This is a genomic window from Promicromonospora panici (genome assembly GCF_900608595.1).
Lineage (GTDB): Bacteria > Actinomycetota > Actinomycetes > Actinomycetales > Cellulomonadaceae > Promicromonospora > Promicromonospora panici.
Genome location: NZ_UWYY01000049.1, coordinates 1 through 10,462, shown reverse-complemented (window position 1 = coordinate 10,462; position 10,462 = coordinate 1). Strand labels below are relative to the sequence as shown.

Annotated in this window: 9 protein-coding genes and 1 pseudogene; 4 read left to right on the top strand and 6 right to left on the bottom strand. The window is 71.9% G+C overall.

The genetic code is table 11. The features are described 5' to 3' along the window. From EW117_RS29125 to EW117_RS29115, 3 genes and pseudogenes are all read right to left on the bottom strand, one after another. Positions 1-485 (bottom strand): annotated as a pseudogene (locus tag EW117_RS29125) (DUF222 domain-containing protein); the annotation flags it as partial. A 200-nt stretch (positions 486-685) separates the two neighbouring features. Beyond that, positions 686-1,054: a nuclear transport factor 2 family protein gene (locus tag EW117_RS29120; protein WP_129790215.1), complete on the bottom strand. Its 369-nt coding sequence runs from the start codon at positions 1,052-1,054 to the stop codon at positions 686-688. Beyond that, positions 1,051-1,902, bottom strand: coding sequence for a DUF1684 domain-containing protein (locus EW117_RS29115; RefSeq protein WP_165362921.1), 852 nt, complete (start codon positions 1,900-1,902; stop codon positions 1,051-1,053). Before EW117_RS29115 ends, EW117_RS29120 begins: the two co-directional genes overlap by 4 nt. Before the next feature lie 146 nt (positions 1,903-2,048). Here EW117_RS29115 and EW117_RS29110 point away from each other — a divergent pair, with 146 nt between their 5' ends. Continuing rightward, complete coding sequence (locus EW117_RS29110) at positions 2,049-2,930, top strand: aminoglycoside phosphotransferase family protein (RefSeq protein WP_129790213.1); 882 nt, start codon at positions 2,049-2,051, stop codon at positions 2,928-2,930. A 4-nt stretch (positions 2,931-2,934) separates the two neighbouring features. Here the strand turns inward: EW117_RS29110 and EW117_RS29105 are convergent, their stop codons facing one another. The 3 genes from EW117_RS29105 to EW117_RS29095 all read right to left on the bottom strand — a co-directional run bounded on the left by EW117_RS29105 (position 2,935) and on the right by EW117_RS29095 (position 7,327). Beyond that, a complete protein-coding gene (locus tag EW117_RS29105) occupies positions 2,935-5,058 on the bottom strand; it encodes an alpha-galactosidase (RefSeq protein WP_242504651.1) in 2,124 nt (707 codons plus the stop codon). A gap of 292 nt (positions 5,059-5,350) precedes the next feature. Next, the gene (locus tag EW117_RS29100; protein WP_129790211.1) at positions 5,351-6,511 is read right to left on the bottom strand and encodes an ROK family transcriptional regulator; all 1,161 of its coding nucleotides are present in this window, start codon (positions 6,509-6,511) and stop codon (positions 5,351-5,353) included. A 186-nt stretch (positions 6,512-6,697) separates the two neighbouring features. Then, positions 6,698-7,327, bottom strand: coding sequence for a TetR/AcrR family transcriptional regulator (locus tag EW117_RS29095; protein WP_129790210.1), 630 nt, complete (start codon positions 7,325-7,327; stop codon positions 6,698-6,700). An 83-nt stretch (positions 7,328-7,410) separates the two neighbouring features. On the opposite strand from EW117_RS29095, the gene EW117_RS30435 reads away from it, so the two are divergent. The 3 genes from EW117_RS30435 to EW117_RS29080 all read left to right on the top strand — a co-directional run bounded on the left by EW117_RS30435 (position 7,411) and on the right by EW117_RS29080 (position 10,258). Beyond that, a complete protein-coding gene (locus EW117_RS30435; RefSeq protein WP_129790209.1) occupies positions 7,411-8,130 on the top strand; it encodes a hypothetical protein in 720 nt (239 codons plus the stop codon). Positions 8,131-8,303: 173 nt separating this feature from the next. After that, a complete protein-coding gene (locus tag EW117_RS30430; protein WP_129790208.1) occupies positions 8,304-9,737 on the top strand; it encodes a GntP family permease in 1,434 nt (477 codons plus the stop codon). Further along, positions 9,734-10,258: a gluconokinase gene (locus tag EW117_RS29080; RefSeq protein ID WP_129790207.1), complete on the top strand. Its 525-nt coding sequence runs from the start codon at positions 9,734-9,736 to the stop codon at positions 10,256-10,258. The genes EW117_RS30430 and EW117_RS29080 overlap by 4 nt, the downstream gene beginning before the upstream one ends. Positions 10,259-10,462: the final 204 nt, after the last annotated feature.

Here is a 10,462-nt window from a genome sequence, read left to right as displayed (position 1 = left end):
GTGCGGGTATCGATCAACCACCCCAACGCGTCCGTGCGGGTCTCGCTGGTCGGCGCGACCTCCGTCATCACCCTCGCGTGGTCCGCGCCCAGCACACCGGCCACCAGCCGCTCACGCGTCACCGGCAGCGCGGTGTCCAGGCGGCGCGCGATCGTCAGGTCCTTGCCCGCCGTACGCGCCGAGACCCCCTCACGCAGCCGCAGCCAGGTCTTGAACGTGCGGGCCATGCCACCGGAACGCCAGGAACCCTCGGCCTCGATCCGCGGCAACAACGTGTACCGCACCCCGTCCAACCGGCCCGTCAACCGGCGGATACGGGTGTGCGCGTCAGCCAGCCGGGACACGGCCGGCGCACCCCACCCATCCAGCACCTCCGGAGCGGTCAGGCCCGCCAGGTCACCCACGGCGGCCTCGATCCGGGCCAGCGCCTCCTCCACCGACGCCGCGGGAGGCAGACCACCAGGCGCGTTGTTCGTCGACTCCACCGGCCCCCACCCCCAACCCGTCCGCTAGCCCGCCGTTGTTCACTGCCTCCATTGTCTCGAACATTCGTACGTCCTGCAGGGCGTATTTCCAATCTGTGGATAACTCACGGCACCACCGAGTCGCCGTCTGGTCGCCGTCTGGGAGTCGTTCCAGACGTCCCCGCGGGTCAGGGCGAGTTCGCGTTGATGGCTTTGGAGCCTCAGTCCCCGCTGCCGCCCGGCAGGGCCGCGTACTCCTCGATGCGGGTGATCAGACCATCGGCGAAGCCGAAGTACACGGCCGCGCGCATATCGAAGCGTGCGCCGTCCTTCATGGTCACGTGCAGGACATGCTGCTGGAGCACCTCGCCGGGCCGGGAGAACTGCCGGGTGACGTCGTAGCGCATCGACTCGATGGCATCGACCTGGCTCGCCATGCCGGCCATGTTCTCGTCGATCGTCGAGTCGCCCTTACCGTCGTTGTGCCACACCGTGGCCGACGCGGAGCACATCGCCCGCGCGCCGGGCCAGTCCGCCCGCTCCAGACGGCGGAGGTAGGCGACCGCCTTCTCCTCGAGGTCCTGGCTCATGCCGTCGCCTCCTGAGTGCGCTTCCGATGGATCAGCCCGCGCTCTCCCGCCTCGACCCGCAGGGGCAGGTGGTTGCCGGGCGGGGAGAGCGGGCAGGTGAAGACCGACGGATTCAGGTGATGGTGGGAGAGTGTCACCTGGTTCAGGTCGACGGTCAGGGTGCTGCCGGCGTCCAGCAGGGGCAGCACCAGCCAGCGGCCGATCTCGGGCGTCTCGGTGCCGCTGGTCTCGTCGGTGAAGACTGCCAGCCGCTGGCCCGGCATGTCCTCGAGCACCGCGAGCACGTGTTCGACGCCGTTGATGGTCACCGCGAGGTCGACGGGTGCGAGGACCGCCTCGGTGCTGCGCGGAGCCGTCAGGCGGCCCACCTCGATGCGGCGGCCCGCAGGGGCCGCGCGGTACTCGCCCTCGAAGACCCAGGACGGGTCGTACGGGTACGTGTCGATGCCGATGAGGCCGGACCGGGTGACGGCGTCGTGGTCCATGACGACGAGGCCGAACGTGCCGCCCGCACCACCGGCCATGCCGACGAGTCCTCCGGGGAGCGCGAAGGAGCTGCCGGCCGGCACCTCGACCATGCCGTCCGCCGGCTCGCCGTTCACGCGGACGCCGTCGTGGGCGGCGGCGGTGACGGTCAGGGCGCCCGCCTCGGTGACGTTCCACTGCCCCGGCAAGCCCGGGACGACGCGCGGATCGCGGCCGGTCACCATAGCCCTGGCGACCACCTTTGCCCTGCCGTTGGGGCCGGCCACCTCCTCCCACCTGGCCTTGCGCCAGGCCTCGTACGCGGCGGGTGCTGCGACGGCGTCGTGCGCCGTCGGCTGTGGGGAAACCTGTTCTGTTGCCATGGCTCCGAACCTACGAGTGCCCATGCGTCATGAGCATTGGTTCTTGCTTGAAAGGCAAGCAGGTCGTCCGAGGGTTGCCGGGCGGGCAACGTCACGGGCGGCATACTCTGACTTCCGTTCGCACGACAAGGGGAGGTGGAACGGCGGTGACTTCAGTCTTTCTCACTGTCCCCGCGCGATTCGCGGCCCGGACCGTGGACCGCGAGGGTGAGGCCGGGCACGACTGGATCGGCGAGCTCCCCGAGCTGGTCGGGCGCCTCCTGCGCGAGTGGCGCCTCACGCTCGTCGGCCCGCCGGTGTCCGGCAACGTGGGGCTGGTGTGGGAGGTCCGGGACCAGGACGGCGCGGCCCGCATGCTGAAGGTGGGCTGGCGGGACGCGGAGACGAGGGGCGAGGCCGAGGCGCTGCGCCGGTGGGCCGGGCACGGTGCGGTGCGGCTCGTCGCGGCGTCCGACGACGCGGGCGCCCTGCTGCTGGAACGCCTCGACGCAAGCACGAGCCTGATGTCGGCCCCGATGGGCGCCGCGATCGAGGCCGCCGCCCGGCTGCTGAGCCTCCTGCACGTCGCGGAGCGGTCCGGGTTCGACGACGCCCTGGAGCGGGAGTCGCTGGTGACGGAGCCGGGCCCGGCCTATCGCGATCGCATCCGTGAGCTGAGGCCCGACGTCGAACGCGCCTTCCGGAGCGCGCCGCACGTGCTGCTCCACGGCGACTTCCACTACGAGAACGTGCTCCGGTCGGGCTCGTCGTGGAAGGCGATCGACCCCAAGCCGGTGCGCGGCCCGCGCGAGTGGGACCTCGTGCCGCTGCTGAGGAATCGCTTCGACGAGTTCCCGCCCGGGCCGCGGCTGCTCCCGGGGATCCGGGCTCGCCTCGACGCGCTGGTTACCGCCACCGGCGCGGACCCGGGCCGGGCGTACCTGTTCGCCCGCTACCGGGCGCTCCGGGACGCGGACTACGCCCGGCGGATCGACGACGCGGGATTCGAAGCGGTGGCGACTGCGATAGCGGACGCCACCGCCCCTTAGCGCGTCAGTCGAGCGTGGTCAGCTCGACGACGACGCCGTGCGCCGGGTGGAGGAGCGGGAGCCGCAGGCCGACCGAGCCGAGCGCCGCCCCCGTCATCTCCACGGGGCCGTCCGCCGCCAGCAGCGGGGGCAGCTCGTGCGGGAGCACCGAGGGGAACGGCACCGAGACCCGGTACCGGCGTTCGGCCGGCAGCCCCGGCACGCGGAGCAGCGGCGGCAGGGCGCGCAGGCCGCTGGCCGACCGGGCCAGGCCGACGACCGCCTGGCCGCCGTCGGGCGCGACGACGACTGTCGCGCTCGTACCGGCGTCGCCCGTGGGCGGGTGGTGCACATCGCCCGTGTGCAGCAGCGGACGCAGCCGCCGGTAGGCGGCGATGCCGGCGCGGAGCTGCTCCAGCTCGGCCGGCGTGCACGTGGTGATGTCCCACTCGATGCCGAAATGGCCGAACAGCGCCACCTCGGTGCGGAAGTCGAGTCCCGTCGCGCGCCGCGTCGTGTGCGCCACGGGCGGGCCCACGTGGGTGCCGATGAGCTCCGGGGGCAGGAGCAGCTCGGTCCAGCGCTGGATGGCGAGCCGCTCGACGGGGTCGTTCGTGTCGGACGCCCACACGCGGTCGGTGTGCTCGAGGACGCCGAGGTCCACGCGTGCCCCGCCCGAGGCGCACGACTCGATCTCCAGGCCCGGATGCCGCGCCTTGAGCGCAGCGAGCAGCCGGTAGACCGCCTCGGTGTGGCGGTGCACATTGGCCCGGCCGGCGCTGACGGCCTCGATGAGGTCGCGGTTCTGGTCCCACTTGATGTAGTCGAGGCGGTACTCGGACACCAGGGCTGAGATCGCTGCCAGGAGGTGGTCGAACACCTCCGGCCGCGACACGTCGAGCACGAACTGGTTGCGCCAGGTCCGGACGTCGTTCTCGATCGGCTGCAGCAGCCACTCGGGATGCTCGCGCACGAGCTCCGATTCGAGATTGACCATCTCGGGCTCCAGCCACAGCCCGAACTCCATACCCTGCTCGCGCACGACGTCGACGAGCGGATGCAGACCCTGGGGCCATACCTCGGGGTCCACGCGCCAGTCACCGAGGCTCGTCGTGTCGTCGCGCCGGCCGAGGAACCAGCCGTCGTCGAGCACGAACCGCTCCACGCCGATGTCCGCCGCGAGCCGGGCGAGCTGGTGGAGCTTGCCCAGGTCGTGGTCGAAGTACACGGCTTCCCAGGTGTTCAGCGTGACCGGCCGCGGACGCCGCGGGTGCTGCGGCCGGTTGCGCACGAACCGGTGGAAGCGGCGCCCGACGCCGTCGAGCCCCTCGTCGCTCCACACGAACATCGCGGCGGGGGTGCGGAACGACTCCCCGGGCGCGACGGTGATCTCGCCCGGGCGCAGGAGCGCGCCCGCGCCGAGCACGGTGCTGCTCTCGGGCAGCGCGTCGACGCGGTGGACGGCGTCGCCGCTCCACGCGAGGTGCACCGCCCACAGCTCGCCGTGCGTGTCGCCGAATCCCTCGGTCCCGAGCGCGAGCACCAGGGGAGAGTCGTGCCCGGTGCGGCCGCGGCGCGACTCGCGCGCATGGCTCCCCTGGGCGAGCGGACGGCGCTGCGGGGCGCGCTCGCGCGTCCAGCGGCCCGTGAAGTCGAGCACCTCGGTGGCGAGGTCGCCGACCGGCATCGTCGCCTCGAACAGCGCGAGGTCCACCGGCTCGGCGCCCGCGTTGTGCAGCTCGTGCTCGACCTTCAGCACCCCGGACGGGTCGAGGGTGAGCTCGATGACGACGCTCAGCCCGTCCGCCTCGGCGGTGACACGCAGGTGCCGCTCGTCGCTGCCCTCGTCATCGACGTCGGTGGTGGTCGCGGTGGTGCGGCGCCAGTGCGGGAGCAGCGCCCGCCGTCCGACATGGCCCGCGAGACCCGGACGACCTTCCCACCCGTCGTGCTCGCCCGGCAGCAGCGTGAGCGGCCAGGACGCGTCGAGCGCGCTGGGCGACGGCGGACGCGCCACCGCGCGCAGCAGGTGCCGCGCGGCGGCCTCGTCAAGCGGGCCGATGTCGCGGCCCCAGTGCACCACCTCGGGCAGGCCGTGCTCGGGCACCGCGACCACGACGCCGACGCCGGCAGCGCGCAGGACGTGCACTGCCGGAGCCGAGGAGGGGGCAGAGGCAGAGGCAGAGGCAGAGGCAGAGGGAGAGGGAGACGCAGAGGCAGAAGAAGAGGCGGGCACGGCGTCGGCGTCGGCCAGATCGGTGACGTCGAGGGTCATCCGGCGGTCTCGTCGGTGGCGGGTCGGTCGGTCAGTCGGCGGTCCACTGGCATCCCTCTCGGCATCGGAAGGGACTGTCGTGCCCCCGGCTCAAGGCTGGTCGAACGCCCGGTCGTTTGTCAATCTGTGAAACAAACGATCGGCAGAAGGCCGGGAACAGGGAAGGTCAGAACCGGAGCATCGTGCGGAGGCCGACGACGGCGCCGCCCCGGGCCCACTCGTCGAACTGGAACGGCTGGACGTCGAGGGCGGGCGCCGGGATGCCGGGGGCGAGCGCCCGCTCGGCCGTCGCGCGCACCTCGTCGCCCGCGAGCTCCATGACGACGAGCCCGTCGCCCGCGAGCACGATCTTCTCGGGGTCGAGGGCGTTCGCCACGGTGCCGATGAGCACGCCCAGCGCGTGCCCGGCGTCGGTGAATGCGCGCAGGGCGCCGACGTGGCCGTCGCGTGCGAGCTCGACGGCCCCGGCGAAGTCGAGGCCGGGTATCCGGAGCGCGTCGACTATCGCCTGGTTCGGCAGCAGGGCGCTCACGCAGCCGCGATGCCCCTGCCCGCAGATCGGTCCCGCGGAGTCGACGGGCAGGTGGTCGAGCCGGCCCGCGCGCCCGTGGTGGCCCGTGACCACCCGGTTGTCGACGACGAGGCCGAATCCCACGCCGGCGCCGACGGTGATGAGCGCGAGCGAGCTGCAGCCCACCCCCGCTCCGAACCAGTGCTCGGTGGCGGTGAGGGCGCGCACGTCGTTCTCGGCGCTCGTCGGGATGCCGAGCCGGGTGGTCAGCCGCTCGGCGAGATAGACGTTCTTCCAGCCCAGGAAGCCCGAGTCGGCGACGAGCTGACGGCCGTCCACGACGGCGAGGTCGCCCGACAGGGCCACGCCGCAGGCGACGATCGTGTCGTACTTCTCGGCGAACCGGGCATGGACGGCGGCGATCTGGTCGATCACCGCGTCCGGCTCGCGCGACCGGATGGGCGCCTCGTGGGCCGCCACGATGCGCGCCCCGAGGTCGGTGACGACGGCGTACACGGTGTCCCCGGTCAGCTTCACCCCGAGGAGGTGCCGCGCGTCGTGCCGCACCACGAGCAGCTCACTCGGCCGGCCCGTCGCACCGCGCAGCTCGACGTCACCCTCCCGGACGAGTCCGTGGTCCATCAGGGCGCGGGTCACGCGGGTCAGGCTCGCACGGGAGACGCCGAGCCGGCGGGCGAGCTCGGCGCGGGGGAGCGGGCCGTGGATGAGCAGCTCGCGCAGCACGCCGCGCTCGGCGTCGGCGAGCGCGGGCCACCCGGCGGTGGTCGACGGCGTCGCGGACCGGCCTCGTGGCATTCCAGCACCTCGTCCCGTGGGCTTCGACGTCTGCTGGGCTCCGCTCCGATCCGCCCTGTGGAGCAGGAGGGCCGCGCCGGTACCCGGCTTTGTTTCTACGATTGACAAAGGGTAGTCACGACGCCCGACTCCGGTCCACCGGGCACCACGCACCTGGTGCCGGTCGGCACCAGGCGCCGGACGGCGTCAACGCGCGGGCGTCGCGGCGTCCGCGATGACGAGGGCGAGCTGCTGGTCGAGCGCCTCGAACGCCTCCGCGGTCGAGAGGGCGGAGCTGAGGACGTGCAGGGCGAGTCCTTCGGCCGTCGCGAGCAGCGCTGTCGCGGCCACGTGCGGGTCGACGTCCGGGCCGCCGCGGGGGCCGGCACCGGCCGTGCGCCGGCATGCCTCGATCTGCGCGGCGAGGTAGTCGCGGAAGTGAGCGTTCGTGGTGCCGAGCTGGGTAGCTGACCGCGGCCGACCCGCCGCGTAGGACTGGAACGCGAGAGCGACCCGCGCGTCCTCCCGCTCGTCGTCGTCGCGCGGAATCATGCTCGTGAGCGTCATCCGGACCACGTCCGCGGGCGACGGCTCGTCGCCCAGGGCGGCGGTGTTCGCGGTCATCCGGTGGCCGTAGCGGTCGCTGACCGTGGCCATCGCGTAGTCCATCATCGCTTCCTTGCTGGGGAAGTAGTGCTGCACCATCCCCGTCGTGACGCCCGCCTCCGTCGCGACGTGCCGCAGGCTGACCGCTTCCAGGCCCTGTTGCGCCGCCACGCGGAGCAGCGCTGCCGCGATCTGCTCGCGGCGTTCCCGGTGATCGACCCGCTTCGGCATGCATGCACGTTTTCACATTGCACTCGTATTGACAAGTTGGCTAGGCTCTTCGCATTACAAGTGCAACGCGAAAGGATCGCGCGATGACGACCGGCACGAACCAGTCCACGACAGCGCCGTCCACGACAGCCCAGGCTGCCGTGCCGTCCACGGACCCCAGGGCGCCGCGGCGCATCGGTGGTCGCGAGCCCGGCCGGGCCGGGCTCCGCCGGCTCGGCCGCCGGGCCGTCGCGATGGAAGTGGCCGGCTGGCGGAGCATCGGGCGAGCCCTCTTTCGCCGGCCGCCGGTTCCGCACGGCGCGTCGGCCCACCGCTACGACGGCCCGATCCGCACGATCCTGGTCGTGTTCTTGGTCATCTCCGCGATCGAGGTGCCGATGGTCGATCTGCTCACCCACCGCTGGCCCGCGGTCCGGTTCCCGCTGCTCGCCGTCGGCCTCTGGGGCGTCACCACCATGCTGGGGATGCTCTGCGGCTACGTCACCCGCCCCCACGCCGTCGGCCCGGACGGGATCATCGCCCGCAGCGGAGCCGAGATCGAGGTGACCCTGCCGTGGGACGACGTCACGTCCGTCGCGCACCGCCGGCATGCGCTCTCCGGCGCCCCGTCGGCGTCACTGATCGGGCCGGACGACGACCAGGCCCTGAACCTCGTCGTACAGGACGGCACCAACATCGACATCCAGCTCGAGGGCCCGACGACGGTCGGCCTGCCGAACGGATCCGTCACCGTCACTCGCGTGCGTATCGCAGTCGACGACGCCACCGCGTTCCTGGACGCCGTCCGCCGCCACATCCCCTGACGCCGACGCCCGACCCCAGACCGCCGACGCCGCACCGCCAACGCCGCACCGCCGACGCCGCACCGCGGCGGGCGGCCACCCTGACCTGGGACCCTGCCCTGTCTCCGGTGGACTTCACCCTGTATGGTCACACCTATCGATTTCAAGGTAGGACGGACCGCAAGGAGGCGGTTGTGACCGAGATAGAGCCGGTCTACGGAGCGGGCACCCTGCTGTTGATCGCCGCGGTGGCGGTCGCGTTGCTCCTCTTCCTCATCATCCGCGTCAAGCTGCACGCGTTCGTCTCGCTGGTGCTCGTCAGTCTGCTCACCGCGGTCGCCGCGGGGATCCCGATCGCGGACGTCCCCGACGCGCTGCTGACCGGGTTCAGCGGGACGCTGGGCTCGGTGGCGCTGCTGGTCGGCTTCGGCGTCATGGTCGGACGGCTGCTGGAGACCACCGGCGGCGCGCAGGTCCTGGCCGACACGCTCATCGCCCGGTTCGGGGAGAAACGCGCCCCGCTCGCGCTCGGCATCGCCGCGCTCATCTTCGGCCTGCCGATCTTCTTCGACGCCGGCCTCGTCGTGTTCCTGCCGATCATCTTCACCGTCGCGCGGCGGTTCGGCGGCGGCATCCTGCGCTACGGGCTGCCGACGGCCGGCGCCTTCGCCGTCATGCACGCCGTCGTGCCGCCGCACCCCGGACCCGTCGCCGCCGCCGACCTGATGGGCGGGAACATCGGTCTCACCCTGCTCCTGGGTGTGCCGCTCGCGATCCTCGCCTGGTTCCTCGGCGTCTACTACGTCGCCCGCTACCTGGGCACGCGGTACGTCATCGACGTCCCGGACGCCGTGTTCGGCCGGATGAACGGTGGCCGCGACGACGCCGCGGACGGCGGCTCCGGCGCGACCGGCGGCAGCACGACCACCGCCACGCAGGCCCCGCCGCGGTTCAGCACCGTCCTGCTCATCCTGCTCCTGCCGCTCGTGCTGATCTCGCTCAACACCGTCGTCAGCACCCTGGTCACGGCCGGCGCCGTCGCCGAGGACGCCGCCTGGGCGAACACGCTGACCCTGATCGGGCAGACGCCGATCGCCCTGCTCATCACCGTGCTGGTCGCGCTCGCGGCGCTCGCCCCCGGACGGTTCACGATGGGCCGCGCCAACGGCATCCTGGACGACGCACTCGGCCCGATCTGCTCGATCATCCTCATCACCGGCGCCGGCGGGATGTTCGGCGGGGTGCTGCGGGCCAGCGGTATCGGCTCGGCGCTCACCGAGTCGCTGTCCGACCTGGGCCTGCCCCTCCTCCTGCAGGCGTTCGTCATCGCGACGGTCCTGCGCGTCGCGCAGGGCTCCGCCACGGTCGCGCTGACGACGACGGCCGGCCTGATCTCCGCGCAGGTGGCGGCCGAGGGCCTCAGCGACATCAAGATCACGCTCCTGGTGTTCGCGGTCGCCGCCGGCGCAACCGTCCTGTCGCACGTCAACGACTCCGGCTTCTGGCTCGTCAGCAGGTTCTTCGGCATGGACGTCAAGACGACGCTCAAGACCTGGACCGTCCTGGAGACCACCCTGGGCCTCGCCGTCTTCCTGCTCGCCGCCCTGCTCTGGCTCGTGACCGGATGACCGGTAACCGGACGAGCACGCCGCGGCACCTCGTCGTCATGGGCGTCACCGCGACCGGCAAGACGACGGTCGGGACGGCGCTCGCGAAAGCGCTCGGCGGCGTGTTCGTGGAGGGGGACGCGTTCCACCCGCAGGCCAACATCGACAAGATGTCGGCCGGGATCCCCCTCGACGACGACGACCGGCGTCCGTGGCTGCGTGCCCTGGCCGACGAGATCGCCCGGCTCGACGCCGCCGGGGAGGTCTCCGTGACGGCCTGCTCCGCGCTGCGCCGTCGTTATCGCGACTGGTTGCGGGAGGGCCATTCCGGGCTGTTCTTCGTGCACCTCGACGCGACGTTCGAGGTACTGCTCGACCGGATGAAGCGCCGGACCCACTTTATGCCGCCCTCCCTGCTGCAGTCCCAGCTCGACACCCTGGAGCCGCTGGAACCGGACGAGGCGGGGGCCGTCATCGACGACACGCGGCCGGTCGACGCCGTGATCGCGGCGAGCCTGGCGGCGATCCGCAACCCGACCTGACCGGCCGACAAGGTCGGGCCGGCTGCCTTCGGTTCAGCAGGCGTCAGACGGCGTTATCGGCCAGGTTATGGCCTGTCCCTTATACACATCCCCGAGCCCCCGAGACCGTACTAGACCTCGTATGCCGTCTTCTGCTTGAAAAAAAAAAATATTTTAATCTCTAACACGGCTCATTTATTCATATATCAATGTTACTCTTATAAA

Excerpts from the sequence above, each read along its gene's own strand:
- EW117_RS29120 (WP_129790215.1), bottom strand. The coding sequence starts at position 1,054 with ATGAGCCAGGACCTCGAGGAGAAGGCGGTCGCCTACCTCCGCCGTCTG.
- EW117_RS29115 (WP_165362921.1), bottom strand. The coding sequence starts at position 1,902 with ATGGCAACAGAACAGGTTTCCCCACAGCCGACGGCGCACGACGCCGTC.
- EW117_RS29100 (WP_129790211.1), bottom strand. The coding sequence starts at position 6,511 with ATGCCACGAGGCCGGTCCGCGACGCCGTCGACCACCGCCGGGTGGCCC.
- EW117_RS29095 (WP_129790210.1), bottom strand. The coding sequence starts at position 7,327 with ATGCCGAAGCGGGTCGATCACCGGGAACGCCGCGAGCAGATCGCGGCA.
- EW117_RS30435 (WP_129790209.1), top strand. The coding sequence starts at position 7,411 with ATGACGACCGGCACGAACCAGTCCACGACAGCGCCGTCCACGACAGCC.
- EW117_RS29080 (WP_129790207.1), top strand. The coding sequence starts at position 9,734 with ATGACCGGTAACCGGACGAGCACGCCGCGGCACCTCGTCGTCATGGGC.